This window comes from Xanthomonas vesicatoria ATCC 35937 (assembly GCF_001908725.1).
Lineage (GTDB): Bacteria > Pseudomonadota > Gammaproteobacteria > Xanthomonadales > Xanthomonadaceae > Xanthomonas > Xanthomonas vesicatoria.
The window spans coordinates 3,989,631-4,016,256 of sequence record NZ_CP018725.1 but is presented as its reverse complement, the minus strand read 5'-3'; the positions used below and the strand labels follow the sequence as shown (position 1 = coordinate 4,016,256).

The 26,626-nt window shown below is 65.3% G+C and carries 26 protein-coding genes and 1 pseudogene; 16 read left to right on the top strand and 11 right to left on the bottom strand.

The features are described 5' to 3' along the window. Nucleotides 1-84 precede the first annotated feature (84 nt). Both BJD12_RS17395 and BJD12_RS17390 read right to left on the bottom strand, forming a co-directional pair. A complete protein-coding gene (locus BJD12_RS17395; RefSeq protein WP_039420933.1) occupies nucleotides 85-315 on the bottom strand; it encodes a putative signal transducing protein in 231 nt (76 codons plus the stop codon). Nucleotide 316: 1 nt separating this feature from the next. After that, complete coding sequence (locus tag BJD12_RS17390; RefSeq protein WP_039420931.1) at nucleotides 317-958, bottom strand: glutathione S-transferase family protein; 642 nt, start codon at nucleotides 956-958, stop codon at nucleotides 317-319. Nucleotides 959-1,274: 316 nt separating this feature from the next. Here BJD12_RS17390 and BJD12_RS17385 point away from each other — a divergent pair, with 316 nt between their 5' ends. From BJD12_RS17385 to rlmM, 5 genes are all read left to right on the top strand, one after another. Further along, a complete protein-coding gene (locus BJD12_RS17385) occupies nucleotides 1,275-3,014 on the top strand; it encodes a glutamine--tRNA ligase/YqeY domain fusion protein (RefSeq protein ID WP_042828201.1) in 1,740 nt (579 codons plus the stop codon). A gap of 359 nt (nucleotides 3,015-3,373) precedes the next feature. Further along, complete coding sequence (locus BJD12_RS17380; RefSeq protein ID WP_005994145.1) at nucleotides 3,374-4,303, top strand: DMT family transporter; 930 nt, start codon at nucleotides 3,374-3,376, stop codon at nucleotides 4,301-4,303. Between the two features lie 574 nt (nucleotides 4,304-4,877). Then, on the top strand, nucleotides 4,878-5,216 hold the full coding sequence (locus BJD12_RS17370; protein ID WP_042828209.1) for a hypothetical protein: 339 nt from the start codon (nucleotides 4,878-4,880) through the stop codon (nucleotides 5,214-5,216). Nucleotides 5,217-5,412: 196 nt separating this feature from the next. Next, nucleotides 5,413-5,973 (top strand): nucleoside deaminase, encoded by a 561-nt coding sequence (locus BJD12_RS17365; protein ID WP_005994139.1) that lies wholly within the window; start codon nucleotides 5,413-5,415, stop codon nucleotides 5,971-5,973. A 21-nt stretch (nucleotides 5,974-5,994) separates the two neighbouring features. After that, nucleotides 5,995-7,038 (top strand): 23S rRNA (cytidine(2498)-2'-O)-methyltransferase RlmM, encoded by a 1,044-nt coding sequence (gene rlmM / locus BJD12_RS17360; protein ID WP_005994137.1) that lies wholly within the window; start codon nucleotides 5,995-5,997, stop codon nucleotides 7,036-7,038. Between the two features lie 398 nt (nucleotides 7,039-7,436). On the opposite strand, the gene BJD12_RS17355 is transcribed toward rlmM, so the two are convergent. Next, the gene (locus tag BJD12_RS17355) at nucleotides 7,437-8,546 is read right to left on the bottom strand and encodes a Gfo/Idh/MocA family protein (protein ID WP_042828207.1); all 1,110 of its coding nucleotides are present in this window, start codon (nucleotides 8,544-8,546) and stop codon (nucleotides 7,437-7,439) included. Between the two features lie 253 nt (nucleotides 8,547-8,799). Between BJD12_RS17355 and BJD12_RS17350 the strand changes: the two genes are divergently transcribed. From BJD12_RS17350 to BJD12_RS17320, 7 genes are all read left to right on the top strand, one after another. Continuing rightward, complete coding sequence (locus BJD12_RS17350) at nucleotides 8,800-9,705, top strand: SMP-30/gluconolactonase/LRE family protein (protein ID WP_005994134.1); 906 nt, start codon at nucleotides 8,800-8,802, stop codon at nucleotides 9,703-9,705. A gap of 81 nt (nucleotides 9,706-9,786) precedes the next feature. Further along, nucleotides 9,787-10,509 (top strand): hypothetical protein, encoded by a 723-nt coding sequence (locus tag BJD12_RS17345; RefSeq protein ID WP_005994132.1) that lies wholly within the window; start codon nucleotides 9,787-9,789, stop codon nucleotides 10,507-10,509. 186 nt (nucleotides 10,510-10,695) lie between these two features. Next, nucleotides 10,696-11,091: an EF-hand domain-containing protein gene (locus BJD12_RS17340; protein WP_005994130.1), complete on the top strand. Its 396-nt coding sequence runs from the start codon at nucleotides 10,696-10,698 to the stop codon at nucleotides 11,089-11,091. A 143-nt stretch (nucleotides 11,092-11,234) separates the two neighbouring features. Further along, the gene (locus BJD12_RS17335; RefSeq protein WP_005994128.1) at nucleotides 11,235-11,708 is read left to right on the top strand and encodes a MarR family winged helix-turn-helix transcriptional regulator; all 474 of its coding nucleotides are present in this window, start codon (nucleotides 11,235-11,237) and stop codon (nucleotides 11,706-11,708) included. A 31-nt stretch (nucleotides 11,709-11,739) separates the two neighbouring features. Beyond that, nucleotides 11,740-12,567 (top strand): p-hydroxycinnamoyl CoA hydratase/lyase, encoded by an 828-nt coding sequence (locus BJD12_RS17330; protein ID WP_039420854.1) that lies wholly within the window; start codon nucleotides 11,740-11,742, stop codon nucleotides 12,565-12,567. Nucleotides 12,568-12,650: 83 nt separating this feature from the next. Continuing rightward, nucleotides 12,651-14,120, top strand: coding sequence for an aldehyde dehydrogenase (locus BJD12_RS17325; RefSeq protein ID WP_005995117.1), 1,470 nt, complete (start codon nucleotides 12,651-12,653; stop codon nucleotides 14,118-14,120). A 204-nt stretch (nucleotides 14,121-14,324) separates the two neighbouring features. Next, the gene (locus BJD12_RS17320) at nucleotides 14,325-15,803 is read left to right on the top strand and encodes an AMP-binding protein (protein WP_005995119.1); all 1,479 of its coding nucleotides are present in this window, start codon (nucleotides 14,325-14,327) and stop codon (nucleotides 15,801-15,803) included. Between the two features lie 248 nt (nucleotides 15,804-16,051). On the opposite strand, the gene BJD12_RS17315 is transcribed toward BJD12_RS17320, so the two are convergent. From BJD12_RS17315 to BJD12_RS17305, 3 genes are all read right to left on the bottom strand, one after another. Beyond that, nucleotides 16,052-17,053, bottom strand: coding sequence for a LysR substrate-binding domain-containing protein (locus BJD12_RS17315; RefSeq protein WP_005995121.1), 1,002 nt, complete (start codon nucleotides 17,051-17,053; stop codon nucleotides 16,052-16,054). A 63-nt stretch (nucleotides 17,054-17,116) separates the two neighbouring features. Further along, on the bottom strand, nucleotides 17,117-17,476 hold the full coding sequence (locus BJD12_RS17310) for a protocatechuate 3,4-dioxygenase subunit alpha (protein WP_005995122.1): 360 nt from the start codon (nucleotides 17,474-17,476) through the stop codon (nucleotides 17,117-17,119). A gap of 10 nt (nucleotides 17,477-17,486) precedes the next feature. After that, nucleotides 17,487-18,383, bottom strand: a complete 897-nt coding sequence (locus BJD12_RS17305) for a gallate dioxygenase (protein WP_005995124.1) — start codon at nucleotides 18,381-18,383, stop codon at nucleotides 17,487-17,489. Nucleotides 18,384-18,614: 231 nt separating this feature from the next. Here BJD12_RS17305 and BJD12_RS17300 point away from each other — a divergent pair, with 231 nt between their 5' ends. Further along, a complete protein-coding gene (locus BJD12_RS17300) occupies nucleotides 18,615-19,289 on the top strand; it encodes a GntR family transcriptional regulator (RefSeq protein WP_005995126.1) in 675 nt (224 codons plus the stop codon). A gap of 159 nt (nucleotides 19,290-19,448) precedes the next feature. Here the strand turns inward: BJD12_RS17300 and BJD12_RS17295 are convergent, their stop codons facing one another. From BJD12_RS17295 to ubiH, 5 genes are all read right to left on the bottom strand, one after another. Further along, nucleotides 19,449-20,483 (bottom strand): SphA family protein, encoded by a 1,035-nt coding sequence (locus BJD12_RS17295; protein WP_042828332.1) that lies wholly within the window; start codon nucleotides 20,481-20,483, stop codon nucleotides 19,449-19,451. Between the two features lie 120 nt (nucleotides 20,484-20,603). Beyond that, nucleotides 20,604-21,032, bottom strand: a complete 429-nt coding sequence (locus BJD12_RS17290; RefSeq protein ID WP_005995129.1) for a nuclear transport factor 2 family protein — start codon at nucleotides 21,030-21,032, stop codon at nucleotides 20,604-20,606. A gap of 82 nt (nucleotides 21,033-21,114) precedes the next feature. Then, complete coding sequence (locus BJD12_RS17285) at nucleotides 21,115-21,834, bottom strand: alpha/beta fold hydrolase (RefSeq protein ID WP_005995131.1); 720 nt, start codon at nucleotides 21,832-21,834, stop codon at nucleotides 21,115-21,117. Nucleotides 21,835-21,956: 122 nt separating this feature from the next. Then, nucleotides 21,957-23,141, bottom strand: a complete 1,185-nt coding sequence (locus BJD12_RS17280; RefSeq protein WP_005995133.1) for a UbiH/UbiF family hydroxylase — start codon at nucleotides 23,139-23,141, stop codon at nucleotides 21,957-21,959. After that, nucleotides 23,138-24,346 carry a 2-octaprenyl-6-methoxyphenyl hydroxylase gene (gene ubiH / locus BJD12_RS17275; RefSeq protein ID WP_005995135.1) on the bottom strand — a complete coding sequence of 403 codons (1,209 nt, stop codon included), beginning with the start codon at nucleotides 24,344-24,346 and terminating at the stop codon, nucleotides 23,138-23,140. The genes BJD12_RS17280 and ubiH overlap by 4 nt, the downstream gene beginning before the upstream one ends. A 184-nt stretch (nucleotides 24,347-24,530) precedes the next feature. On the opposite strand from ubiH, the gene BJD12_RS17270 reads away from it, so the two are divergent. From BJD12_RS17270 to BJD12_RS17260, 3 genes and pseudogenes are all read left to right on the top strand, one after another. Further along, entirely contained in the window at nucleotides 24,531-25,109 is a 579-nt protein-coding gene (locus BJD12_RS17270; RefSeq protein ID WP_005995137.1) for a hypothetical protein, read from the top strand. A gap of 3 nt (nucleotides 25,110-25,112) precedes the next feature. After that, nucleotides 25,113-25,670 (top strand): cob(I)yrinic acid a,c-diamide adenosyltransferase, encoded by a 558-nt coding sequence (locus BJD12_RS17265; RefSeq protein WP_005995139.1) that lies wholly within the window; start codon nucleotides 25,113-25,115, stop codon nucleotides 25,668-25,670. A 38-nt stretch (nucleotides 25,671-25,708) separates the two neighbouring features. After that, nucleotides 25,709-26,616, top strand: a pseudogene (locus BJD12_RS17260) (histone deacetylase family protein). The last annotated feature ends 10 nt before the right edge of the window (nucleotides 26,617-26,626 follow it).

Sequence of the window (26,626 nt, the reverse complement as noted above, 5' to 3'; positions counted from 1 at the left end):
CACCTGGGCGCGACGTGACGTTTATCGGCAAGGCTTCATCGCGCCCGGGTGCGCTCCTACGACTGGCGCTGGGGTGCTTCAACCCTACAGCGCGCGGGTGACCTGCCCGCACAGGCCGATCTCGGCCAGCACCGCCTGCGCCTGGCCCAGATGGATGTCGGCCACGCACACCTGCAGCACACCGAAGGCCGGCAATTCGCCGGCGCCGCCCAGCAGCGACTCACCGAACACGAAGGCGGTGATGCCGGCATCTTCCAGCGCGTGTTTGGCCAGATGCGCGTCGATGATGTGACTGGCGCGATAGGCGATCTGCATCTCAGCCACGCTCCGCACGTTCGCGCTCGGCGCCGTTGCGCCATTCGCGCAGCGCCGGCAGCGCATCCAGGGCGGCCAGGTAATCGCCGGCGGCCTCGAACAGCGGGACGCCATAGCTGGCAAAGCGCAATGCAACCGGGGCGTACATCGCATCGACGATGCCGAACTCACCGCAAAGGAAGTTTCCGGCATGCCCGTGCTCGGCGCGCAGGCTGGCCCACAACGCCTGGATGCGGGTGATGTCGCGCTCGGCCGCCGCATCCCACTGCCCCGGACCGGGCGGGCGGGCCAGATCCATCGGCAGTTGCGAGCGCAAGGCAGCAAAGCCCGAATGCATTTCGGCCGCGGCCGCGCGCGCCTGGGCCCGCACCGCCAGATCGGCCGGCCAGCCGCGGCCGTCGAGCCAGCGTTCGTTGATGTATTCGCAAATCGCCAGCGAATCCCAGACATGCAGGGTGCCGTCCCACAGCACCGGCACCTTGCGGGTAGGCGAATACCCGGCGATGCGCGACTGGAACTCGGGCGTGTCCAGAGGCAGGCAGACTTCGTCGAACGGCACCTGGAAATGCCGCAGTAGCAACCACGGCCGCAACGACCACGAAGACAGGGTTTTGTCGCCGATCACCAGGCGGGGCAAAGGCATGCGCTGCTCGCTGCAGAGGGTCGGCGCAGCGTACGCGTCGGGGCCGGCGACCGCCAGCGGTGGCCGATCTGACGCTGCCACCGTTCCTTCACGCGACGGCGCGGCCGCGACCGCGACCGCGCCACCGACCGTCACACGTTGCGGCCAATAGCGGCCTCGAGGATGCCCATGGCAGCGCTGGTGGCACTGGCCAAAGGGCCAGCCGGCGTTCGATCCGCAGTAGAAAGCACCAGCCGAGCGCGCAACACCTCCCGCCGCCTACCCCTAACCGGTGCCACCGCCTAAACTTGCGGTTTACCTATTGCCGATGCCCCGCATGTCCGAGATTCCAGCCACCGACGCCACCGCCCCGGCGGAGAAGAAAGACTTCATCCGCCAGATCGTTCGCGAGGACCTGGCCAGCGGCAAGCACACGGTCATCCGCACCCGCTTCCCGCCCGAGCCCAACGGCTACCTGCACATCGGCCATGCCAAGGCGATCTGCCTGGACTTCGGCCTGGCGGCGGAGTTCGGCGGGCTGTGCAACCTGCGCCTGGACGACACCAACCCGGCCAAGGAAGACCCCGAATTCGCGGCCGCCATCCAGGACGACGTGCGCTGGCTGGGCTATGAGTGGGCGCAGCTGCGTCACGCATCGGACTATTTCGAGGTGTATTACCTGGCCGCGCTGAAGCTGATCCGCGACGGCCACGCCTTCGTCTGCGACCTTAGCGCAGAGCAGGTGCGCGAATACCGCGGCACCTTGACCGAGCCGGGTCGCAATTCGCCGTACCGCGAGCGCAGCGTCGAAGAAAACCTGGACCTGTTCGGCCGCATGCGCGCCGGCGAATTCCCGGATGGCGCTCGCACGCTGCGCGCCAAGATCGACATGGCCAGCGGCAACATCAACCTGCGCGACCCGGCGCTGTACCGCATCAAGCATGTGGAGCACCAGAACACCGGCAACGCCTGGCCAATTTACCCGATGTACGACTTCGCGCATTCGCTGGGCGATGCGGTGGAAGGCATCACCCACTCGTTGTGCACGCTGGAATTCGAAGACCATCGCCCGTTGTACGACTGGTGCGTGGACAAGGTCGACCTGGCCGGTCATCCGGAACTGCTGCAGCCGCTGCTGGACAAGGGCCTGCCGCGCGAAGCCGCCAAGCCGCGTCAGATCGAATTTTCGCGCCTCAACATCAACTACACGGTAATGAGCAAGCGCAAGCTCACCGCGCTGGTGGAAGAACAGCTGGTGGACGGCTGGGACGACCCGCGCATGTACACGCTGCAGGGCCTGCGCCGCCGTGGCTACACGCCGGCGGCGATGCGGCTGTTCGTGGACCGCGTGGGCATCAGCAAGCAGAATTCGCTGATCGATTTCTCGGTGCTGGAAGGTTGCCTGCGCGAGGATCTGGATGCCGCCGCAGCACGCCGCATGGCGGTGATCGACCCGCTCAAGCTGGTGCTGACCAACCTGCCTGAGGGCCACACCGAGACACTGCAGTTTTCCAATCACCCCAAGGATGAGAGCTTCGGCACGCGCGAGGTGCCGTTCGCACGCGAACTGTGGATCGAGCGCGAAGACTTCGCCGAGGTTCCGCCCAAGGGCTGGAAGCGACTGGTGCCGGGCGGCGAAATCCGTCTGCGCGGCGCAGGCATTGCACGCGTGGATGAGGTGATCAAGAACGCCGACGGCGAGATCGTCGAGCTGCACGGCTGGCTGGATCCGGAATCGCGCCCGGGTATGGAGGGCGCCAACCGCAAGGTCAAAGGCACCATCCATTGGGTCAGCGCTGCGCATGCGGTGGAAGCGGAAATCCGCCTCTACGACCGCCTGTTCTCGGTGGAAAAGCCCGACGACGAATCCGAAGGCAAAACCTACCGCGACTACCTCAACCCCGAGTCCAAGCGCAGCGTGCGCGGGTATGTAGAGCCGTCTGCCGCGCAGGCGACGCCGGAGCAGGCGTTCCAGTTCGAGCGTACCGGCTATTTCGTCGCCGACCGCCGCGACCATAGTGCGGCCACGCCGGTGTTCAACCGCAGCGTGACCTTGCGCGATACCTGGGCCAAGTAATCGCGGCAAACAGGTCGGCGACGCTTGCGACAAGGCAGGCGTCGCCGATTGTTTTTATGGGCGGCTGGAATCGTTCGCCACCTTGTTCGAACAACTGGCTTGTGGCCATCCGACTACTGATCGCTGCGGCGTCGTTGGCCACGACATGCACCCGTGCATGCGGCATGACGCGGGCAATCGAACGACCGCCTACAGGAACGCCAGGTCGCATTGAGCATGCTGCTGATGGGCGCACTGCGTTGACGGGTTCATCGCGACACACAACCATCCCATGGCGGCGAGCAGGCGTGTGATCGGCGCGCTTGATCAATACCGCACTGCACTGCACGCTGCAGTCCATGGCAGGAAGGAGAAACACGATGCGTGAGCGCCTGACAATGGGCGTGGCCTGCGGCATCGGTGCGGGTGCGTTGTGGGGGCTGGTGTTTCTGGCACCGCAGCTGTTGTCGGCGTTTACCCCACTGCAATTGGCGGTGGCGCGTTACCTGTCGTATGGCGCGGTGGCCGCGCTGGTGCTGGCACCGCGCGCGCGACAAACGGCTGCGCGCCTGGGCCGCGCCGAATGGTGGGCGCTAGTCCGTCTGAGCCTGATGGGCAATCTGATTTATTACGTCTTGCTCGGCAGCGCGGTGCAATGGGCCGGTAGCGCGGCCACGGCGCTGATCATCGGGCTGCTGCCGGTGGTGGTCACCATCATCGGCACGCGCGCGGCCGGCGCAGTGCAATTACGGCGGCTCGCTGCGCCGTGCGTGTTGTGCGTCATCGGCGTAGCGCTGGTCGCGCTGGACACCGTACAGGACGACTCCGGGCAACAGGCAAGCGACCGCCTCACCCGTATTGCCGGCTTGTTGTGCGCGGTCGGTGCACTGGTCTCGTGGTCGGCCTATTCAATCGCCAATGCGCGCTGGCTACGTCGCCGCCCCGACCTCTCCGGTGGCGACTGGTCGCTGCTGACCGGCGTGGTCACCGGCGCACTGGCCGCGTTGCTGGCGCCGGCGGCGCTGATCGGCGGCGCCGCGCATGCAGCGATCGACTGGGCCAGTTTCTGGGGCGTCTCGCTGCTGCTGGGCGTTCTGGCATCGGTGATCGGCAATGCCTTGTGGAACCGCGCCAGCCGCGTCCTGCCGCTGACCCTGGTCGGGCAGATGATCGTGTTCGAAACCGTGTTTGCGCTGCTGTACGGCTTTGCCTGGGAAATGCGGCTGCCCACGCCATTGGAGCTGGCCGCGATCGCCTGCCTGCTAGTCGGCGTGCTGTGGTGCGCAGCACTGCATGCGGAAGCGAATTGACGCCGCCCGCCGGTGTGCGCCTGCGCCTAGATTGCAGGCTCTGTCCAATGGAACACCGTCATGTGCCTCCCACGAGCAGGCCCGCGGGCGCTGTACGGCGCCATGTTTTCGCTTTCGATCGGCCTGGCTGGCTGCGCGCAGCCTCAGCAAGGCGCACAAGCGGTCACCCCGGGCGAGGCCTTATGCATGTTCATCCCGAATCCGCCCGACGAGGAGCTTCCTAGCGCCGGCCGTGACGAGAGCATGCAGCAACTGACGCTCGCGACACGCTGCAGCGCTGTGCTGCGCCGACATCGTTGATTGCGCTGCCGCGTCGCCCTGATCCAGCGATCAGCGGACGCATCGCAACCGGAAGCTGCATGCGTGACGGCGACCGGCAGCACGAGAGGGTGAATGCTGGGAAGATGTCGCCTACTCACTTGACACGGCCAGCGTGCCCAAAAGCAATTGCCAGGCCGATACAGAGCGCAGCCCGCTCGAGTGTCCGGTGGACGCGACTGGCGACGTGGTGACCACACGCACGCCGTCCAGCGCTTACCATGTCCACCCACCTGTCGTGATCGGAGCAGCCGCAATGTCCCGTGTCTTGTCCCGGTGTTTGAGCAGTTTGTTGCTGATGGCGTTGTTGGTTCTGATGGGCTGCGTCGCCGCGCCGCCGACCGATGCGGCAACCCCACCGCCGACCAGTGCCAAGCCGATCACCGTCACCACCACGTGCAAGGTCGATGCAGATTGCACGGTGAAGAACGTCGGCAACTGTTGCGGCGCGTTCCCGGCCTGCGTCAACGTCACTAGCGCCACCGACCCGCAAGGCGTGATGGCGCAATGCCAGTCCAGCGGCATGATGAGCGTGTGCGGGTTCCGGGAGATCAGCGCCTGCCAGTGCGTTTCCGGACAATGCGCTGCGAAATAGGTCTGGCCTCGTCGCGAGCAGTGGGCGCCACGTTCGCAGCAGCTCGGCTACGTGCCGCCATCCGTGGGCAAGCACCACGCGTAACGAGACCCGGCCACGATGGCGTTTGCACCCGGCCGCAGCCGCATGTTGCGCGCTGCCCCCAGGCCGATACACTGCGCCGCCTCGGTTCCCCTCTTTTACCGGTCGTCCCCTGATGCTCTACGCGCAAGTTCACCTCACCCTGCCCGCCTGGATCCATGAGTTTGTGGATGCCAGCCGTGCCTATCCCGGCGACGACGACAAGGTGGCGCTGGCGATCGCACTGTCGCGGATGAACGTGGAAGCGCGCAGCGGCGGACCATTCGGTGCTGTCGTGTTCGGCCCGGATCATCACATCATTGCGGCTGCGGTCAACCGTGTGGTGCCGCAAAATACCTCGCTGGCGCATGCAGAAAACATGGCCTACATGCTCGCGCAGCAGCGCCTGCAGACGCCTCGCTTGAACGATGTGCTGTCGCCGGTGACGCTGGCCACCTCTGCACAGCCATGTTGCCAGTGCTACGGCGCCACGGTCTGGGCCGGTATCGATCGCCTGTTGATCGGCGCCCGCGCCGAAGACGTGATGGCGCTGACCGAATTCGACGAGGGTCCGCTGCCAACCGACTGGATCGGCGAACTCACCCGCCGCGGTATCGAGGTGGTCCGCGATGTGCAACGCGAGCAGGCCTGTGCGGTGCTGCGCAGCTACGGCGAGGGCGGCGGTGATCATTATTGACCTGTGCTTGCGAGTGCTGCGATGAGCGGTCTGCTGTGTTATTGCCGCCAGGGCTTCGAGCCGGAGCTGGCTGCCGAACTGAGCGCGCGCGCCGCGTTCGTCGGCATCGCCGGCTATGCGCGTACGCAGCGCAACGATGGCTATGTGCTGTTCGTGTGCGATGAACCCGCGCAATTGGCCGCAAAGCTGCATTGGCGCGAGCTGATCTTTGCCCGGCAGAAACTGGTGGTAATGGCCGAGCTCAAGGGCATCGATCCCAAGGACCGCATCACCCCGATCCTGGCCGTACTGGAAGGACAATCGCGCTTTGGCGACCTGTGGGTCGAGCACCCCGACTCCGACGCCGGCAAGCCGTTGGCCGGCCTGGCGCGCAGCTTCGGCAACGCGCTGCGCCCGGCACTGCGCAAGGCCGGTCTGCTTACAGACAAGCCACAGCTGCGCCTGCCGCGCTTGCATGTGTGTTTTCTCGACGGCGACCACGCGTTGATTGCAGTGGCCGATGCCGACGATAGCGCGCCCTGGCCGCTGGGCATTCCGCGGTTGAAATTGCTGCCCGAAGCGCCCTCGCGCTCGGCGCTCAAACTCGATGAGGCCCTGCTCACCCTGCTGGCCCCGGAAGAACGCGAACGGCTGGTCAAACCTGGCATGCGCGCGGCCGATCTGGGCGCAGCTCCCGGAGGCTGGACCTGGGTGCTCACCCGCCAACATGTGCATGTCACCAGCGTCGACAACGGCCCGCTACGCGAGCATGTGCTGGACACCGGCCTGGTCGAACATCTGCGTGCCGACGGCTTCCATTGGAAGCCGGCGCAACCGCTGGACTGGATGGTCTGCGACATGGTCGAGCAACCGCGCCGGGTGGCCGAGCGCATGGCCACCTGGGTGCGCGAAGGCTGGTGCCGCCATACCATCTTCAACCTCAAGCTGCCGATGAAAAAACGCTGGGACGAAACGCGCCTGTGCCTGGATCTGTTCGAACAGCAGGCCGAAAAATCGCTGACCGTGCGTGCCAAGCAGCTGTATCACGATCGCGAAGAGATCACCGTACTGGCGATGCGGGAGTGAGTTGGGATTGGGGAGTGCGGAGCGGGGATTCCTAGAGGCCGTTGATCGCCGCGTTGTTTGCGCCTATCCGCCATTGATTCCTTCAGCCATTCCGCAGTGAGCGTTGTGTCGGTGACGCGCGGTAAGACGCTGTAGCAGACGCGGGAGTTCTAGACGCGGGATTCGTGGACGCGATCGATTCGGCTTTTTACCGCATGCGTTCGTCATGGATTCCGCCAGTCGTTGCGCAGTGCATCCTGTGCCTGTCGTGCACCGCCGCTGGAACGGAAGTGATGGCGGCTGGGGTCGCTGATGGATCCCGAGGGCTGTTGACAGGTTGCAGCTCAGTGCTTCGCCCCTAGGCCAAGGCTTGTTGCGTCACTGTTTCGGCGGCGCAGCGGCCGCCGAAACCAGCTGACTTACAGCACGATGCGCTTGCTGCCTTCGCGCGCGGAGCGGTAGATCGCATCGACGATGCGGATATCCCGCAGGCCTTCTTCGCCCGGCGCGCGCAACGGTGTGCCATTCATGATCGCCAAGGCATCTTCGTCCATCTGCAAGGCCTGCTGATGCGGCACCTTGGCGTCGAAGACGCGCCCGTCGCTGGCCTTGCCGGTCACGCCTTGATAGCTCTGGAACGGCGACAACTCGTACCAGCCGCGCTCGCATTCGGCGCGCAGCACATTCATGTTGGCGCCGAAGCTGGTCTTGCATGCCGCACGCACGGAATTGGGAAATTCCAGCGTGAAATCCATATGTTCGTCGACTTCATCGAACAACTCGGGACGGTCGGTCCAGCGCTTGGCGGTGACTGCGAGCGGTTCAGCGCCTACGGTGTAACGCGCAGCATTGAGCGGATACACGCCCATGTCGTACATCGCGCCGCCACCGAACTGCGAACGCAACCGCCACGGGCGATCGGCCTTGGTTGTATCGCGATAGCCGTTGTAACCGGCCTCGGCACGCACGCGCTGCATCGCGCCGAACGGCTTCTCGCTGGCCATCGCGATCAGGCGCCGCGTATTGGGTTCGTGCTGCATGCGATAGCCGATCGTCAGCGCCACCTTGTTGCGCTTGCAGGCCGCAATCATCGCCTCGCATTCGCCCGCGTGCATGGCCATCGGCTTTTCGCACCACACGTGCTTGCCGGCCGCCGCTGCACGCAATGCCAATGGTGCATGCAGGTGGGTGGGGGTGACGATGTAAACCACGTCGATGTCGTCGTTGTCGGCAATGCGATCGAAGTTATCGTAGTTGTAGACGTTGCGATCGGCGATGCCGTACTTGGATTGCCACTGCGCAATCTTGGACGGAGTACCGGTGACGATGCCGGCCAGCTTGCAGTGTTTGGTCAAGGCCAGCCCGGGTGCGAGTTGCTCGCTGGCGTAACTTCCCAGCCCGGCCAGGGCGACATTGAGCGGCTTTCCAGGCTTCTTTTTCGGCAGCGCCCATGCAGGTGCGCCAAGCAGGATGCCCGCACCGCCGAAGGCGGCGAGCAAGCGGCGACGCGTCACGGATTCCACAGACATGCAAACCTCCTTCGTAGTAAAGATTAGCGACCAGCGTTTGACCAGCGGCAGCATGCAGGCCATGTCGGCGCATCGGGCGTTGCAATGCGCGTGCGACACGTGCCTCGGCCACACCTGCCTGGCCGCACGCTGGCATCGCGTCGCTGCTCCACTCCAATCCTGCTCGCGCACCTTACTTGATCGCACGTGATCATCGCCATGGTCGCGCTGCACGTTCTGGCACACTGCCACGATCACCCCTGGAGCATTGCGCATGACCACCGCTGCCCGCCATCGTTTACTGCCACTGGCACTCCTGTTGTCCAGTTCGCTCGCTATCGCCGACAATGCGCCATTTGTTGCACGTGACCTGATTGGCGATGGCACGTTCACACATAATGCCGAAGGCCCGGCAGCCGGCCCGGACGGTGCGCTGTACGCAGTGAATCTGGGCAAGGACGGCACCATCGCACGCATCGCAGCGCAAGCAGACGGCAGCGCGACTGCCGAGGTGTTTGTCACCTTGCCTGCCGGCAGCACCGGCAACGGCATTCGCTTCCGTGACGGCGCAATGTACGTGGCCGATTACACAAGCCACAAGATCCTGCAGGTGAATCTGCAGACGCGCGCGGTGAGTACGTTTGCCTCGCTGCCCAATGCCGATGGGCCCAACGATCTCGCGCTGGCACCCGACGGCAGCTTCTACGCCAGCGACCCGAACTGGAAGGACAACAGCGGCCGCTTGTGGCACATCAGTCGCGACGGCGTGGTGCGGCTGTTGGAATCGGGCATGACCACGCCCAACGGGCTGGACGTCAGCCCGGATGGCAAGCGCCTGTACGTCAACGAAAGCATGTCACGCAAGGTGTGGGTGTACGACCGTCGCGACGATGGCAGCCTGCGCAATAAACGCCTGCTGATCGCGTTCCCCGATTTCGGCATGGACGGCATGCGCTGCGATGCCGACGGCAACCTGTATATCGCCCGCTACGACGCCGGACAGATCGCAGTGGTATCGCCGGCGGGCAAATTGCTGCGCACCGTCGCACTCAAGGGCCGCAAGGCCAGCAACGTCGCCTTCGGCGGCAGCGATGGTAAGCAGGTGTTCGTCACACTGCAGGATCGCGGCGCAGTTGAAACGTTCAGGTCTGACCGCCCGGGGCGCGAAACCGGGCGCTGAAACTGCTGCGCACGTCGCGTCGGTTCTCAGTCCACGCAACAGCGTCCTGGCATCCTGCAGGTCACCAGTGGAGGACTCCCCATGCAACCGATCGAACTCAAGGATGCGGCCGCCTTCGGCAGCGAATTCCTGCGACTGACCCTGTTGCAAGGGTTTCAGTCACTCACCAAACGCGACCTGGAATTACTGATTTTCGTGCTGCTGGAACGCGATGGCGCAATTTCGCGCAATAGCTCCAATGCCGTCGTCGCATTGCAGCTGCGTGTCACCTCGGCCAAGGTGAAGGCCTTGCGTCGCGATGGCTATGCGCGTTGGCGCGCGTTGGTGCCGGAAGAAGGCGACGCGGCGATGCAGCGCATCGTGGCCAACGTGCTCACCGAAGACAATTTGCGCTCCGGTGCCAAGCACGTCAGCGAACGCAGCCGCAAGGAAGGATTTCTGGCGGTGCGGATCGAGCATCCCGACGATGCCCAGCAGTTCGAGCAAGCCATTCTCGATGTCGGCGCCTTGCCAGTGTACGAACGCAATCGCGAAGTGGTGGCAGTGCGCTTCGATACCCTGCTGAAGATCGCCGAACGCTGGGGCTATCTGCAGCAGGACCCGCAGCTTGCCGTGCGCGAACTGCAAAAGCTCACGCCCACCGCCGAAGAGGTGTCGGATCTATTAAAGAAGGACATCACCCAGCTGCGTTGGGAAGACGTGCGTCGCGCACTCAACAGCCTGGGTGCAAAGGCCGTGGCCAGCACCGCCGAAGGCGGCTTGAAGGGCTTGCTCAAGATCGTGTTCCCTTTCATCCCCGGCTGAGTGGCCTGCAGGGCGGCGGACACGCGCCGCTGCCCTGCCGGATCCAGCGTTGATGCCAACAGCTCCGCATCCGCTGCGGCGGGCGGGTGATCGGGCTCTGGTGAGCGCTGCCTCCACCGCGAGCGCGCCACCGCAATGTGCTCACACCCTCTATGCTTAGCGGCTGTTCCACATCAGGGGGATCTGATGACCATCCGCCGTATCGCCACACTCACCGCACTGCTGCTCGTTTGCGGCATCGCGTCCGCCCAACAGGCACCCACGCCAGCCAGCAGCCTGCCGCTGATCGAGGTGCCCAATGTCATTCGCACCCAGCCGCTGTCCAGCGGCGAGGTCACCCACCAGACCCAGCTGGAGCGCCCGCGCGGCGAATCCAGCGTGATCGTGCGTTCGATCCAGCCCAGCAGCGTGGTCGGTAGCTACCGCATCGACTTCCAGGCCATGGACGTGGACGGCGATGGCCGCATCAGCCGCGCCGAAGCCCAGGCCAACCCCGCGTTGGCCGACGAGTTCGATGCACTCGATACCCGCCACAGCGGTTACCTGACCCGCGAGCAGTTGGCCGGCTGGCTGACCCAGTGATCAGCCCGCACACCTGAGCGGCAAGCAGGCGCGCCGGCACTACGCAGGCGCGTACCGCACTTCAGTTTTTGACACTCGCGCCGCTTGCAGCGCCCGCTTCGGTCGGCTAGATTGTATTTAACGGATACAATCTGGACGGATCGATGACCGCTCGCCTGACACTTGCCGCAGACCTCGGCTACCAATTGCAACTGGCCACCCTGGCGTCCAGCCATGCCGCCCGCCAGGAATTGGCCGAGCTGCATCTCACCCCGGCGCGCGTCACGGCGTTGATCCACATCCGCGACCAACCTGGCTGCGACCAGACCGAACTCGGCAACCGCCTGCTGGTCAACCGCGCCGCCGGCATGAAAATCGCCAATGCGCTGGCCGAGCAAGGCCTGATCGAACGCCTGGCCGGCCGCGACCGCCGCAGCAAGGGCCTTTACCTCACTGACCATGGCCAACGCACGCTGCATGTGGCGCAAGCCTGTCTGGCGCGGGCCGTCGCACGCACCTGCACCGGCCTGCAGGCCGCCGAACAGCAAACCCTGCTCCGCCTGCTGTGCAAGTTGAACGCCAGCGCCACGCTTGAGCGGACAACCGCGGCAGAGACCGCGTTGGCCGAAGACCTTTGATCCCGCAGCCCCGACTTGAAGGAGACGCCGCTTGAACGAGCATGACGTGGTATCGGTTCGCATCGAAAACCGCATTGCCTGGGTGAAGTTCGCACGCCCGGACAAGCGCAACGCGATGAGCCCGGCGCTCAACCGCCGCATGATGGATGTGCTGGACGAGCTGGAGTTTGACGACAACGTCGGCGTGCTGGTGCTCGGCGGCGAGGGCACTGCCTGGTCGGCCGGCATGGACCTCAAGGAATACTTCCGCGAAACCGAAGCACAGGGCCTGCGCGGCGTGCGCCGCTCGCAACGCGAATCCTACGGCTGGTTCCGTCGCCTGCGCTGGTATCAAAAACCCACCATCGCCATGGTCAACGGCTGGTGCTTCGGTGGCGGCTTCGGCCCGTTGTTCGCTTGCGACCTGGCCATTGCCGCCGATGAAGCGCAGTTCGGTCTGTCGGAGATCAACTGGGGCATCCTGCCGGGCGGCGGCGTGACCAAGGTGGCGGTCGAGCTGCTGTCCATGCGCGATGCGATGTGGATGACGCTGACCGGCGAAATGATCGACGGCAAGAAGGCGGCCGAATGGCGCCTGGTCAACGAAAGCGTGCCATTGGAACGGCTGGAAACACGCACCCGCGAAGTGGCCGAGCTGTTGTTGCGCAAGAACCCGGTCGCGTTGAAGTATGCCAAGGACGCCGTGCGTCGCGTGGGCACCCTGACCTACGACGAAGCCGAAGATTATCTGGTGCGCATGCAGGAAGCGGCCAACTCGTTCGACAACAATGCCCGCAAGGAAGGCATCCGTCAGTTCATCGACGAGAAGAGCTACAAGCCCGGCCTGGGCGAATACGACCTCACCAAACACAGCGCCTGAGCACGTCCCATGGCGCCTGAAGCGATGCGTGCACGCCACGCATCGCTGGCGCTGCCAGTGGTTTTCTGCACCGAGAAGGGAGTATGGAAGCCTTATCCGCAACGCTGCGCGGGATTGCCGCGCGTGGGCCGCTGGGCCTGTTCATCGATGGACAATGGCGCGCAAGCACTGGCGATCGCCATGTCGATGTGATCGCCCCGCATACCGAGGAGCGTCTGCTGCGCTACACCGAACCATCGCACGCAGATACCGAGGCCGCCGTGGCCGCGGCGCGTGCAGCCTTCGACACCGGCCCCTGGCCGCAGCTGTCGCCGCCCGAGCGCGTGGTGATACTCAAGCGCGTTGCCGACCATCTGCGCGCACGCATGCCGGAGCTCGCCGAGGCCTGGACCGGCCAGGTGGGCGCCACCATCGGTTTCAGCCGGCGCGCCTCGCAGCAGGCACCCGGCCTGTTCGACTACTACGGCGAGCTGATCACCACACAGCCGTTCGTCGAGCCGCGCGCAGGCGCCAATGGTGGCCGCGTGCATGTAGTGCAGGAACCGGTTGGCGTGGTTGCGGCGATCACACCCTGGAACGCGCCGCTGGTGCTGCTCTGTTACAAGGTCGCCGCTGCATTGGCCGCCGGCTGCACGGTGGTGGCAAAGCCCTCGCCGGAAACTCCGATCGATGCGTACATCCTGGCCGAATGCATCAGCGCCGCAGGCGTGCCCGATGGCGTCTTCAACCTGTTGCCTGCCGGCCGCGAGGTCGGCGAACAACTGATCCGGCACCCGCTTGTCGACAAAGTCAGCTTCACCGGCTCCACCCAGGCCGGGCGGCTGATCGGCGTGGCCTGCGCCGAACGCCTGGCGCGGGCGGGCCTGGAGCTGGGCGGCAAATCGGCCGCCATCGTGCTCGGTGACGCCGACCTCGCCAAGGTGCTGCCAAGCCTTGTGCCCTACTCCATGCCCATCACCGGCCAGGTATGTTTCGCGCTGACGCGCGTGCTGGTGCCGGCGCAGCGGCGTGACGAAATCCTGCAGGCGTACTGCGCGGCAGTGGGCGCACTCAAACTCGGCGACCCGTTCGCCGCTGATACCGGCATGGGCCCGCTGGCGCTCGGCCGGCAGTTGGAACGCGTGCAGTCCTACATCGCCCAGGGCAGCGCCGAAGGCGCACAGCTGGTGATGGGCGGCAGCCGTCCGACGCACCTACCGCGTGGATTCTTCATCGAGCCGACGGTGTTCGCCAACGTCACGCCCGACATGACCATCGCACGCGAAGAAATCTTCGGCCCGGTGGTGATCTTCATCGACTATCACGACGAGGCCGATCTGATCGCCAAGGCCAATGCCAGCGACTACGGCCTGCACGGAACCGTGTATGGCGAGGATGTCGACTACGCATATCGCATTGCGCGGCGCGTACGCAGCGGCAGTCATTCGATCAACGGCATGTGGGTGGATATCGAAATGCCGTTCGGCGGCTTCAAACACTCCGGAATCGGCCGCGAAGGCGGCATCGAAGGCCTGCACGCGTTTCTCGAAACCAAGACCATCTATCTTAGTTAAAGACGCACGTCACCCCTACTGCGCAGCCGCCACGTGTGCGCAGTCGCAATGCATCGCACGCCACGTCATCGCCCTTTACTACGCCGCAGTCGCCACGGCGTTGATGAACGCGTACTGCGTTGTTGCGTGCACACGTCAACCTTCCTGCCATCTCTGTCGCACTCACGTTCGTCACTCCCCCAAGCACAATCGGAAGACAACGCCATGACCATGCCGACCGACTCGATTTCCTTCCATGCCCGCCTCACTCCGCAACGGCTTGCCGCCCGCGACCTGGTACTCAACCAGGAATGGACGTACGCCGATCTGGATACCCTGATCGGCCAACTGGCCGCCTTGCTGCAAACGCGCGGTTGTGTCGACGGCGAGCGGCTCGCCGTGCTGGCCCGTAATTCGGTATGGCAGGTCGCGCTGCATTTTGCCTGTGCGCGGGTCGGTGCGATCTACGTACCGCTCAACTGGCGGCTGAGCGGCACCGAGCTGGACACCTTGCTGCAACGTGCCCAGCCGCATTTGGTGCTGGGCGACGACGTCGCTGCCGGACGTCCGCAGATCGAAGCAATCGCCGGCTTCATTGACAGTGCCAAGGCACTGGCACCCGCCGAAACGCCGTACATCCCGCCCGAGCGGGTGAGCCTGATCCTGTTTACCTCAGGCACGTCCGGCCAGCCCAAGGGCGTGATGTTGAGCGAACAGAATCTGCAGCAGGTGGCGCACAACTTCGGCGTCACCACCCGTGTGGACGGCAACAGCAGTTTCCTGTGCGAGGCACCGATGTTCCACATCATCGGCCTGGCCACCAATGTGCGGCCGGTGCTGGCGGTGGGAGGCTCGATCCAGGTGTCGAGCGGCTTCGAGCCGAAGCGAACATTGAGCTGGCTCGGCAACCCGGCGCTGGGCATGACCCACTATGTCGGGGTGCCGCAGATGATGCAGGCGTTTCGCAACCAGCCCGGCTTCGACCCGGCAACACTGCGTCACCTCACCGCGCTGGTGAGCGGCGGCGCGCCGCACGCCGCCGACGACCTGCTGGGCTGGCTGGACGATGGCATCCCCATGGTCTGCGGCTTCGGCATGAGCGAAGCCGGCACGGTGTTCGGCATGTCTGTGGACTGCGAGGTGATTCGCCGCAAGCTCGGCGCAGCGGGCATTTCGTCGCCAAGCGTGCAGACGCGAGTGGTGGACGGCGATGGCAACGACTGCCCGGCGGGCGTGCCTGGCGAATTGTTGTTGCGCGGCCCCAACCTCAGCCCCGGCTATTGGCGCGACCCGCAAGCGAGCGCTCAGATGCGTGACGAACAGGGCTGGTTCCGCACCGGCGATATCGTCAGGCGCGATGACGACGGTTTCTTCTTCGTCGTGGACCGCAAGAAGGACATGTTCATTTCCGGCGGCGAAAACGTGTACCCGGCAGAGATCGAAGCCGTGCTGGCCGATCACCCGGATATCCGCGAATGCGCCGTGGTCGGGATGGCCGACCCGCAATGGGGCGAAGTGGGTTATCTGGCGATCGTGCCCGCAGCGGAGGAGATGGATCTGGAGAACATCCGCAGCTACCTGAGCGAGCGCCTGGCCAAATACAAGGTGCCCAAACACCTACGCTTGGTCGAGGCGCTGCCACGCACCGCCACCGGCAAGCTGCAGAAGGCGCGGTTGAAGGACGCCTTGGCCAACGACGCCTGATGGCATTGGCCGCCATGCGACGTGGGTGAGCGAATCGCCACCCACCTTATGGCTCTGGCTATTTCATTCGCGCGCTCACTGTTACCTGACGCGTCCTTGCGCGGATCAACCGGCGCGAACTGCAGCGTTCAAACACCCACAAGCGCGCTTGGCATCCGCGCGCTTCTCGCGAGTTGTAACTCGCCCTAACGAGCAATGCGCCCGATACGTCCCGCGATGCAAATCGCGCGCTGAACCAGGATCATGCGTTACGCAGACGCATCCAGCAGCATGTCGTCCTCGCCAATGTGCTCGTCGACCCACACCGCGCCTTGCTGTGCCATCAGCGCCAGCTGGTGCTCCAGCTCACGCATCAATAACCGCACGCCGGGCTTGAGGATGGCACTGCTATCGCGATAGATCACACCACCTGCACGCGCTTGCGCGGGCTGCTGTAGCTGAAACGCACGTAGTTCGCCGCGTGCGATATCGCCGGCTACCATCATGCTTGGCATCACCGCAATGCTGTCGGTGCCCAGCAGGATTTCACGGGTAAAACTGGCAGAGCTGGACCGCAGTTGATCGCGCGTGGCCAGCCCGTGCTCGCGCATGACCTGTGCCACGTCGCGCTCCACGTGCTGACTCAGGGTCGGCAAGACCTGTCGGTACGCGACCGCTTCGGCGATTCGCACCGGGCCATTGGCGAACAAGGGATGGTCGCTCCGCGCCACCAGCGCAATCGGATCCTGGTACAGCACCTTGCGGACCAACGCGTCGTAGCGCGCCAGCGGATACAAGCGGCCAACCACCAGATCCACCTCGTTTCCGGCAAGCTTTGGCAGCAATTCATCGGTACGTCCATGCAGCAGGCGCACACGCAGCGTGGGTTCGGTGCGGTACAAGGCCGCCAGCACGGCGGGCAGCAGGCCGCTCGCCGCCACTGGCAAAGCGCCGACGGTAATGGTGAGCGCATCGTCCTGCAGCAGCCCTTCGAAGGTGTCCTGCGCGCGACGCAACTGGCCGAGCACGACGTGCGCGGTCTGTACCAGCACCTCGCCCATCGCATTGGGACGCACGCCACGCGAATGGCGTTCGAACAAGGGGGCGCCGACGATCTCTTCGATCTCCTGCAAGGCACGCGTGAGCGCAGGCTGGGTCACGTTCAAGACGCGTGAGGCGCGAAGCAGGCTCTTTTGCCGGTCCAGCGCCTCGATGACACGTAGATGCCGGACCTTGATGCGGTGTTCGAAGAACACGGAGGACATGGTCATGGGGGTGGGCCTTACGTTGGGAAGTCGGATGGAAGCGCCCGGTCGGTGGCCGGGACGCGCAGCTCAGCGCGCCTCGGGCACACGCCGGGTCTGCATGAAGTCTTCGAACGACTCGCCGCGCATGATGGCGTAGACCTGCAGATTGGTCATGCGCACCACGCGGGCGAACTTCTCGATTACAAAAGAATTGGCGCCGTACTGCACCAGTCCCAGCCAGTCGCGCGCGCGGATCAGTGCCTTCTCACGCTCGGTGAGCTCGGCTTCCTGCATCAACACTTCAGCATCCTGCAAAAAGCGATCGCGCCATGGGGCGCGGATCATGTGCCAGAAGAAACGATTGAGGCGCAGTGCGCGATTGCTGGTACGCAGATCGAACAGATAAGTGCCGTCGATCTTGTCCATGCCGTCAACTTGCGGATTCATATGCAGGCCCTCATGCCGCGTTGGCGGTACGCGCCAGCAGCTCTGCCGAGCGCGGTGCATCGGCGCGCTCTTCGCCAGGCTCGTACAACACCACGGTCATCGCGGTGGTCGTCATCAGGTAGTAGTTTTGATGCAGTTTGCGGATCGGCCCATCCAATGCGCCGCGCATGGCCAGCCACATGATCTGCTCCACGCTCTCGGCACCGCCCAGGCGCACGTAGTCGGTGTGGGTGAGATCGGTCAGCGTTTCCGGCGCGTGCTGGAAGCGGTCCAGAAACTCCATGTCCCAGTCGGTGTTGTTGAAGCCGGTGCGCTCGCCATGGATCTGGTGGGATAGCCCGCCGGTACCGACGACCACCACCCTGAGATCTTGCGGATAGGACTCGATCGCACGACGCACCGCCTGGCCCAGCCGGTAGCAGCGGCGTGCGGTCGGCAGCGGGTATTGCAGGACGTTGATCGCAATCGGCACCACCGTGCCCGGCCAGTCAGGTACATGCGGCCACAGCAGCGGCAGCGGCGCAGCGCAGCCATGGTCGATCGGCTTGTCCTGAAAGACGGTCAGGTCGAATTCGTCGTTGACCAGGCACTCGGCGATATGCGCCTGCAGCTGCACATCGCCGCGGATCGGCGGCAGATTCCGCAGCCCTGCGCCTTCGTCGGCAACCGGAAAGTGCTCGCCGACGCCTAGCGCAAAGGTCGGATACAGATCGAAGAAGAAGGTCGTGCAGTGGTCGTTGTAGAAGAACACCAGCACGTCGGCCCGTTGTTCGGCCAGCCATTCGGCCACCGGCGTATAGCCGTCGAACAACGGCTTCCACACCGGATCCTGCTGTTTGCCCTTGTCGTAGGCCACGCCGATGGTGGGAACGTGCGAGGTTCCGATGCCGCCGATGATGCTAGCCATGCTTTGCTCCTGCGATGCGCCTCTACCAGGGAGGGCAGAGCGCACGTCATTGATTGAGTCAGGATCGACGGTGCAATGGATCCCAACACGGGCCACCACCCACTCTGGATGGCTAAAACGGTATCCTTGGGATCCAAATTGCCATCAAGCGATCTCATCCGCAAGTTTTTTATACAAGTAATTGCGAGTTTCCCCTTCGAAGGAACGTGCGCTGCGGTACGGCGCGAGAGAATGGAGCCAATGGCGAACAACCACCGATTGCAAGCGGTCCAGCAGCTGCGCGAATTGATCCTGTGCGGCACCTTCGCCCCGGGCGAGCGCATCACCGAGGCGGCCCTGGCCGAGCGCATGGCCATTTCGCGCACCCCCATACGCCAAGCACTGCCGGCGTTATGCCAGGAGGGCCTGCTGGTGCAGGCCGGCAAGCGTGGCTATGCGGTACGGCGCTTCAGCCAGCAGGAAAGCCTGGATGCCCTGGCGGTGCGTGCGCTGATGGAAGGCATGGCCGCGCGCACCGTGGCCGAACAGGGCGCGTCCACCGCATTGCTCTCTACGCTGCATGATTGTCTGTGCGAAGGCGACCGGCTGTTTGCCAAACGCAGCCTGGATGCCGGCGATGAGCAGGCCTATGGCGCGATCAATGCCCGCTTCCATCGCGCCATCGTGGTGGCGGCCAACAAACCAATTCTTACCGAGACGGTGGACCGCTGCACGCTGGTGCCGTTCGTCAGCCCGGTCAACGTGGTGTTCGGCCAGCGCTCTGCCACGCTAGCCTATGACGATCTCTATTACGGGCACCGCCAGCATGGCGCAATCGTCGCCGCCATCGAACAACGCGATGGCGCGCGCGCCGAATTGTTGTTCCGCGAACATGCCAATACGCAGCGGCACAGCATGGGGTTGTGAGTCTTCGGAATGGACGGTGCCGTGTGGAGGCAATGGCATCGATGCGCGTGTGGCGCTGGTCAGTCGTAGCTACCAGGCACGCGCGTCAACAGCAAACCACAGCGTTGTCCCACCATGCATGCCGACCACGACGGTCGGCGTGCATGGCAGCGTGCATGGCTATAACGAATGCACGAACATCAGATTGAAACTATTGCCAGCCACTGAATTCTCCACCTTGAGCGGCATGTACACGTTGAAATTGAACAGGTTCTTTTGGTCCATCCGCCAGGACAGACCAAGACCCAGATACACCTGCATGCGCTTGCTGTCCGGCACGCGCTGATCATTGGTGCGGTTGTCTTTCAATTGCTGCAGGTAGTAACCGTTCAGACCCACCCGCCACTGCTCGTTGAGTTTGAAAGAGGTGGCCAGATTGACCCAAACCGCATCGCCAGCCTGGCCATTGCGGAAACGGAACCCGGGAATCGGCGGCACACCGCCAGCGCGGCTGGTGCGAAAGTTGTAGAGATAATTGATGCGCGCGCTGGTTTCCCAGTCATCGCGGGGCTGCACGGTGAATGCCCAATGCGGCGCCACCGACCAGAACCCGGTGCTTTGGTTGATCGCCGTGTCGCGGTCGAACTTGCCTACCGGCGCAAACGCATCGATCGCAAAACGCTGAAAAAAGAACACCCGCCCATCGCGCATCACCGGCGGCATCTGCAGTGCCGGCCCGAACGAAATGTCGCCCATGCCGAAGCCGTTGCTGCTCAATCGCACCGGGCTGTCAGCGGCGAACGCGGTGTCGTAATTGACCAGCGGCACGATGGCGTTGAAGCTCAACGAACCGCTTTTCCACGTGTAGGGCGTCACATAGATGAGCTGCGTGAGCAACACACTGACATCAACCTGCGGGTCGCGAAAGGCAGGCGAATCGTCGCCGCTCGCGTTCTTGATGGCATTCAAGTTGTAGTGACGCAGATATTCGATGACGGTCCAGCCGGGCGTCATCGAGCCGAAGCCGTCCATGAAACTGGTGCCGCCAAGATTGATGCCTTGTGGAGGCGCTGCCGTTTCCGGCACGGCTTGCGCCAGCGCAGCGCTCGGCAATGCGCCAGCGAACAACGCCCCCACAACCAATGAGCACGGCCGGCGTGACAGTGCACGTAACAGGACAGAGCGACGACGGGCGGGGATGCGAACGCGTTCCACTGGGCGAATCTCCAATGCAAAGGGATGGATGACTGCGAGCGCGGCGTGGGGGGGAGAGCAGGACGGCAACGCGCGGCGCGAAACGCGCGCCAGCACCGTGCCCATGCGGGTGATTGCGGCTCAGCTGCCGATGCGCAGCAGCAACGTTCCAAGGCGTTGCTTGAACAACCAACGCTCCTGCTCGAAGACCAGCACATCGTCGAAACTGCCGAGCAGCGCGGGCGATTGCGCCGTCCACGGCGGCGACATCGAGGTATCGGCGGCGGTGTAGAGCAGCACGTTGCTGTGCGCGTGCGCCACCGTGGGCGATTGAATGTTGACCAGGGTGTTGAGCATCAGATGACACGTGGTCCGCGGCGGGCGCTCGCGGAAGGCCTGCAGAATCGCCACGCGGCCATGCACCGGCGCGTCGGGGGCGCTCGGGCGCGCGAACACGCCATCGTCAGTGAACAATGCAGCGAGCTGCTCGTGCTCGTGGCGATCGTTGTACAGCGCGAACCGGCGAATCAATTGCTCGCAGGCAATGATGATCGATGCATCGTCGTGCATGCAGCCTCCCTGAATTCCAGCAACACCAGTCGGCCCGGTCAGCAGCTGCCGCTGTGACGCAGACACTGCTTCACCTGCCCCATCACGCGGCCTGCAACCAGTCGCGCAACGCCGTCGTCACAGCAGCGGCTGCCTCGACCGGCGCCATATGCCCGCAATCTTCGAACACGGCCAGGCGCGCCTGCGGCATCTGCCGCGCCATGTCCTGATGCCGCGCCAGCGGGCTCCAGGCATCCTGGCGCCCGACCCCCAGCAAGGTGGGGCAGCGGATCTGCGCAAGCACCGGCGCGGCATCGGGTCGCTCCAGCAACGCGTTGACCTGGCCGGCGAAGCTCTGCGCGGTTTGGCGCTGCACCATCGCGCTGAGGTCTTGCATCAAGCCGGCATCGGCGATGCGTGCGGGGTGCAGCATCGGTGGCAGCCAGGCCCGCGCCAGCGCCTGCATGCCTTGCGTCTGCGCCAGATCCACCAGCGCCTGACGTTCCTCGCGTTCGCCATCGCGACGCGGCGCAATGCCGGTATCGAGCAGTGCCAGCCGCGTCACGCGCTCGGGCGCCTGACGCATGATGTCCAGCGCAACCCGCCCACCCATCGAATGCCCGGCCAGCGCAAACAGCGGCGGCGCAACAGCTAACACGTGGGCAGCCATCTGTCCGATGCTGTCGAACCCGGGGAAATCCAGCACCTGCACATCCACCAGATCTGACAGCGCGTTGCGCTGCGGTTGCCAGATGGCGGCGTCGCAGAGCAGGCCGCAGAGCAGCAGCAAGGTGGGTTTGGACGTGTGCAAAACGGAAGTCATGGCGCGACTGTAGCCACGCTGGCCGCGTGCGTCGTATGGAAGATGCGGCCTACGCTATAAGCGTGGAGACATAAATCGACGCTGCCGGCTACCCTGGGGCGGGCCGACAGACGCCAGGCGACTTACGCGCCGCCGCCGGAGGCGCGTTGCCACAACACATCGACCAGCGGCGGCAGCCTGCCGGCCAGGCCGAGCACCGATCCACGCAGCAGGGTCAGATGCATCTCGTCGTTGGAAAACACGTTGTTGATCGCATCGAAACCGTAGGCGGCCACGGTATTTTCGCTGCGGCGGGTGCGTGCCCAGCGCTGCAGGCGATGCGGCGCGGCCCAGTCCGCACGTTTGGCGAGCGCACCGCGCACTTCCGCGCGCAACGCGGCGACATCGCGCAGGCCCAGGTTGACGCCCTGCCCCGCCAGCGGATGCACCACATGCGCCGCGTCGCCCAGGGTCAGCACGCGGCCACTGACGTACTGCTCCACCAATTGCCGTTGCAGCGGAAATGCCGTGCGTGCGGAGGCCACACGCACTTCACCCAGCCGCGCGGCAAAGGCTTGGGTGAGTTCGCGCGAGAACGCCGCATCGTCCAGTTCCAGCACACGTTCGGCCTCGTTATCGGGCAACGTCCAGACAATCGAACTACGGCCATCGGCAAACGGCAGGAACGCCAGCGGCCCGGTGGTCAGAAAGCGCTGCCAGGCAGTGGCTTGGTGCGGCTGTTCGGTCTCCACGAACGCAACCACGCCGCGTTGTGCGTAGGCGTGCCGCGACACCGGCAGGCCGGTCAACTCGCGCAAGGTGGACGAGGCGCCATCGGCCGCGATGGCGATGGCCGCTTCCAGGCGGCTGCCATCGTCCAGGCGCAGGCGCACGCTGCTGGCGTCCTGCTCAAGCTCGACCACACGCGCCGGGCAATGCACCTGGATCCCGGCACTGTGCACGGCCGCCCACAGGCGATCGACCAGCAGCGCATGTTCGACGATCCAGCCGAGTTGTTCGCGGCCCAACGTATCGGCGTCGAAACGCAGCTCGCCACCACCGCCGGCGTCCCAGACCCGCATACGCCGGTACGGCTGCACGCGCGCGGCGCGCACGCTGGCCCACACGCCGAGACTCTCGAGCAGCTTGGCGTTGTCGGCGGCAAAGGCATACACACGCAGATCGGGCTGATCGGCATGCCAGCGCGCGGGCTCGCGCCCTTCCACCAGCGCAACGCTCAAACCTGCGTCGGCCAATGCCAGCGCGCAGGCGGCGCCAACCGCGCCGCCGCCGACGATCACCGCATCGCGCGTGCCGCGCCGGCTCATGCGATCCCCCGGCACAACTGCGGCACATCGCCACGGAAACCCATTGCCCCGCCGACCAGCATCGATTGCAGCGGCGCGGCCTGCGAGGTCGCGAGCAATCCCAGGCTGCGTAGCGGCCGCAGCAGCGGTGCCGGATTGCCGGTCAGCCGCGCCAGCCCGCTGGAGAAGCCGATCGTCTGCTCGCGGTCCACGCGTCGACGCGCCACATACTCGGCCAGCAACGCGCCGGCCCCGGCATCGCTGCGATCGTGCTCGATCAGTTCAGCGAGCGTCAGCGCATCGCGCAATCCCAGATTGAAGCCCTGCGCGCCGATGGGGTGCAGGGTCTGCGCGGCGTTGCCGAGCAACACCACGCGCTCGGCGACCAGGTCGTTGGCCAGCACCTGCACCAGCGGGTATGCGCTGCGTTCGCCGCTGGCGACAAAGCGACCGGCGCGCCAGCCGGCCGCACGCTGCAGCCGGGCCAGCCAGCCTGCCTCGTCCAGCGCGGCGACCACCTCGGCCTCGGCGCGCGCCACGCAGTGGATCGCGCCGTAGTGACGATCGCCCCGCGGCAGCAGCGCGGTCGGCCCATGTTCGCCGAAGCGCTCCCATGCGGTGCCATCCGGCGGCCTCGAAGCGCGCACGCGGGCGACGAACAAGGTCTGCAGGAAGTCGTGCGTGTCGGTCGCGATATGCAGCAGTTCGCGCACCGCGCTGTGCGTGCCATCGGCACCGACCACCAGCTTGGCGCGGACGCGCTGCTCGCCGTCGTCGCTCGCCAGCCGTACCGTACGCACGCCATCCTGCACCGGCTCCACGCCGATGCAGCGCGCCGGACGATACCGGCGCAGCCGCGTCAGTTCATCCAGGCGTGCCTGCAGGGCATCGCCGAAGTCGCGGGCCACCACCACTTGCCCAAAGCTGTCGCGCCCGTAGTCGGCGGCGTCCAGCTGCACGCGCCCGAAATCGCCGGCGCGGCTGACATGGATGCGCCGGATCGGCCCGGGCGGGCTGCGCAACTTGGCCATTACGCCCAGCACGCCCAACGCGTTGACGGTGGCGGCGGCGAAACTCAGATTGCGTTGGTCAAACACAGCCGGCGGGGTGCCGGCCGGAGTGGCTTCCACCAAGCCGACATCCAGGCCGAGGCGGTCCAGCGCAATCGCCAGGCTGGAGCCGACCAGGCCGCCGCCAACGATCAGAACGTCATGTGAGTCTGTCATCGGCACATGATAAGCCCTCGCCCGCAACGCATTGCGCGCGCCGGATGAGACACGTTGACGCGCCTGCCCGGTCCGCTGCGCCCTGACGACCTGCCCGTCGCCGGGCGCAGTGCAGCTGGTGGTGGCGCGAGTGCGCGGGGTTCCACGCTACACTCCCGGACCTGCAATCCGGCGACTTCCGCGCATGACTTCCCGCTCGCACGACACCCTGATTCTGAGCCTGCTCGCCATCCTGATGGCGGCGACGCGGATCAATCACTTCGCGCCGCTCCCGGACGCGTCCTGGGCAGTATTCTTCATCGGCGGGTTTCATCTGGCGGAGCGCAGCAAAGTTGCGTTCCCGCTGCTGATGGGCCTGGCAGTCGCGGTGGACTGGCTGGTGATCACCCGGCAGGGCATGAGCTTCTGGCAGCATTACTGCGTGTCGCCGGCGTACTGGTGCCTGATCCCGGCGTACTTCGCGCTGTGGGCCGGTGGGGTGTGGCTGCGCCGGCATTATCACGGGGCGCAGTGGTCTGCGCTGGTCGCGCTGGCACCTGCGCTGCTCATCGCAGTGGCGCTGTGTCAGCTGATTGCCCAGGGCAGTTTTTACTGGATCAGCGCCAGCGTGAGTGACCCCACATTCGCCGGCTGGTTCAAGAACTACAGCGACTGGCTATGGCCGTACCTGCGCAGCGCTGCGCTGTACGTCGCGGTTGCTGCCGTGATCCAGGTGGTTGCCGAGCGGCTGGCCGCCCCGCACCGCCAGCGCCAGGTCGGCTGAGTCATGGGCAACCGGCTTTCACGTATCTATACGCGCACCGGCGACGACGGCAGCACCGGGTTGGGCGATGGCAGCCGGACCGGCAAGGACGCCTTGCGCGTCAATGCCTATGGCACCGTGGATGAGGCCAATTCGGTGCTAGGCGTGCTGTTGGCTGCGCCCGGCGTGCCCCCCGCGGTCTCCGAGCTGCTGACCACCGTGCAGCACCAGCTGTTCGACCTGGGCGGCGAGCTCTGCATCCCCGGCCATGCCGCGATTCAGGCGGCCGATATCCAGGCCCTGGAACGCCACCTGGACCACTTCAACGAGAGCTTGCCTCCATTGCAGGAATTCATCCTGCCGGCCGGCGGCGAGGCTGCCGCGCGCTGCCACCTGGCCCGTACCATCGTGCGCAGGGCCGAGCGCGAGACCGTGGCGCTGTCGCGCCAGGAAGCGGTGCGCAGCGAGGCGATCGGCTATCTCAACCGTCTGTCCGACCTGCTGTTCGTGCTGGCGCGTGTACTTGCCCGTGTCGATGGTCAGCAGGAAGTGCTGTGGCGGCACGACCGGCGGCGCGGTTGACCATGTGCGCGGCACGGCAAAAAGGCTAACGTCACCTCATGCTGGTCTTTACCCACCCCGCCTGCCTCGGTCACGACGCCGGCCCTGAGCACCCCGAAAGCCCGGCCCGCCTCGAAGCAGTGGTCGAGGCCCTGCGCACAGCCTTTCCGGACCTGGACTGGCGCGAGGCGCCGCTGGCCAAGCTGGGCGACCTGTGCCGCGTGCACGAGCGCGAACAGGTGGACGCGGTGCTGGAAACCGCCTTCGAAGGCTATCGCCAACTCGATGTGGACACCCGCATGGTGCCGGCATCGCGTGCTGCGGCCCTGCGCGCCGCGGGCGCCGGCATCGCCGCCGTGGACGCGGTGATGCAGGACCTGACCCGCACCGCCTTTTGCGCCGTCCGCCCCCCGGCCACCACGCTACCGCGCAGGTGTCGATGGGGTTCTGCCTGTTCAATAACATCGCCGTGGCCGCCGCCCATGCACGCGACCGGCACGGCCTGGAGCGCATCACCATCGTCGATTTCGACGTGCACCACGGCAACGGCACCCAGGCGATCTTCGAGCGCGACCCGGCTGTGCAGTATCTGAGCACGCATCAGTCCGGGCTGTACCCGCACTCGGGCAGCGTGCACGAGCGCGGGGTCGGCAACATCCACAATCTGCTGCTACCGCCAGGCAGCGATGGCTTGCGCTTCCGCAATGTGTGGGAAGACGAGATGCTGCCGCTGATCGACGCCTTCCGCCCGCAGCTAATCCTGATTTCGGCCGGCTTCGACGCACATCTGCGCGATCCGCTGGCCGATTTGATGCTGGACGGCGACGATTTCGCCTGGCTGACCGGCGCATTGCGCGCCCTCGCTGAGCGGCATGCGCGGGGCCGGGTGGTGTCCATGCTGGAGGGCGGCTACGACCTGCAGGCCTTGCGCGAGAGCAGTGTCGCCCACGTGGCCGCCCTGCGCTGACCCTTTATCG

Bases quoted from the DNA above. Each gene is read 5' to 3' on its own strand.
- BJD12_RS17335 (WP_005994128.1), top strand. From the start codon at position 11,235: ATGACCGCTCGCCTGACACTTGCCGCAGACCTCGGCTACCAATTGCAA.
- BJD12_RS17305 (WP_005995124.1), bottom strand. From the start codon at position 18,383: ATGGCTAGCATCATCGGCGGCATCGGAACCTCGCACGTTCCCACCATC.
- BJD12_RS17320 (WP_005995119.1), top strand. From the start codon at position 14,325: ATGACCATGCCGACCGACTCGATTTCCTTCCATGCCCGCCTCACTCCG.
- BJD12_RS17285 (WP_005995131.1), bottom strand. From the start codon at position 21,834: ATGACTTCCGTTTTGCACACGTCCAAACCCACCTTGCTGCTGCTCTGC.
- BJD12_RS17265 (WP_005995139.1), top strand. From the start codon at position 25,113: ATGGGCAACCGGCTTTCACGTATCTATACGCGCACCGGCGACGACGGC.
- BJD12_RS17395 (WP_039420933.1), bottom strand. From the start codon at position 315: ATGCAGATCGCCTATCGCGCCAGTCACATCATCGACGCGCATCTGGCC.
- BJD12_RS17365 (WP_005994139.1), top strand. From the start codon at position 5,413: ATGCTCTACGCGCAAGTTCACCTCACCCTGCCCGCCTGGATCCATGAG.
- BJD12_RS17340 (WP_005994130.1), top strand. From the start codon at position 10,696: ATGACCATCCGCCGTATCGCCACACTCACCGCACTGCTGCTCGTTTGC.
- BJD12_RS17380 (WP_005994145.1), top strand. From the start codon at position 3,374: ATGCGTGAGCGCCTGACAATGGGCGTGGCCTGCGGCATCGGTGCGGGT.
- BJD12_RS17370 (WP_042828209.1), top strand. From the start codon at position 4,878: ATGTCCCGTGTCTTGTCCCGGTGTTTGAGCAGTTTGTTGCTGATGGCG.
- BJD12_RS17310 (WP_005995122.1), bottom strand. From the start codon at position 17,476: ATGAATCCGCAAGTTGACGGCATGGACAAGATCGACGGCACTTATCTG.
- rlmM (WP_005994137.1), top strand. From the start codon at position 5,995: ATGAGCGGTCTGCTGTGTTATTGCCGCCAGGGCTTCGAGCCGGAGCTG.
- BJD12_RS17345 (WP_005994132.1), top strand. From the start codon at position 9,787: ATGCAACCGATCGAACTCAAGGATGCGGCCGCCTTCGGCAGCGAATTC.
- BJD12_RS17300 (WP_005995126.1), top strand. From the start codon at position 18,615: ATGGAGCCAATGGCGAACAACCACCGATTGCAAGCGGTCCAGCAGCTG.
- BJD12_RS17385 (WP_042828201.1), top strand. From the start codon at position 1,275: ATGTCCGAGATTCCAGCCACCGACGCCACCGCCCCGGCGGAGAAGAAA.
- BJD12_RS17325 (WP_005995117.1), top strand. From the start codon at position 12,651: ATGGAAGCCTTATCCGCAACGCTGCGCGGGATTGCCGCGCGTGGGCCG.
- BJD12_RS17355 (WP_042828207.1), bottom strand. From the start codon at position 8,546: ATGTCTGTGGAATCCGTGACGCGTCGCCGCTTGCTCGCCGCCTTCGGC.
- BJD12_RS17290 (WP_005995129.1), bottom strand. From the start codon at position 21,032: ATGCACGACGATGCATCGATCATCATTGCCTGCGAGCAATTGATTCGC.
- BJD12_RS17390 (WP_039420931.1), bottom strand. From the start codon at position 958: ATGCCTTTGCCCCGCCTGGTGATCGGCGACAAAACCCTGTCTTCGTGG.
- ubiH (WP_005995135.1), bottom strand. From the start codon at position 24,346: ATGACAGACTCACATGACGTTCTGATCGTTGGCGGCGGCCTGGTCGGC.
- BJD12_RS17280 (WP_005995133.1), bottom strand. From the start codon at position 23,141: ATGAGCCGGCGCGGCACGCGCGATGCGGTGATCGTCGGCGGCGGCGCG.
- BJD12_RS17270 (WP_005995137.1), top strand. From the start codon at position 24,531: ATGACTTCCCGCTCGCACGACACCCTGATTCTGAGCCTGCTCGCCATC.
- BJD12_RS17350 (WP_005994134.1), top strand. From the start codon at position 8,800: ATGACCACCGCTGCCCGCCATCGTTTACTGCCACTGGCACTCCTGTTG.
- BJD12_RS17315 (WP_005995121.1), bottom strand. From the start codon at position 17,053: ATGACCATGTCCTCCGTGTTCTTCGAACACCGCATCAAGGTCCGGCAT.